The 362-nt window shown below is 45.9% G+C and carries 1 protein-coding gene; it reads right to left on the bottom strand.

Going from position 1 to position 362, the window contains the following annotated elements; translation table 11 throughout:
* Positions 1-362 (bottom strand): sigma 54-interacting transcriptional regulator (locus HC176_RS17730; protein ID WP_167920327.1); only part of this gene is annotated, 362 nt, incomplete at both ends.

Below are 362 nucleotides of genomic sequence, written 5' to 3'. Positions count from 1 at the left end.
TTTTTTGGTGCAGCCAGTGCGCTACAAGTTCTTTTCCGGTACCATTAGGTCCGGTAATAAGCACCCGCGCATCTGTAGGTGCGACTTTTTCAATAATATCTTTGATCCTGGAAATGGCTTCAGATTCTCCAACCATTTCAATATTTTTCCCAACCGTGTTCTTGAGTCGGGAATTTTCAACTACCAGCTCCTTTCGGTCTAAAGCATTTCTAACGGTATTGAGCAGCCGGTTAAGATCTGGCGGTTTTGAGATGTAATCACATGCTCCCAGTCTCATTGTATTTACAGCAGTGTCAAGGTCGCCGTGACCGGAGATCATCACCATGGGAATTTCGGGCTTCAGCTTTTTTACGGCCTCCAGC

This window comes from Tamlana crocina, assembly GCF_012037625.1.
This window is presented reverse-complemented; position numbering and strand designations above follow the sequence as displayed.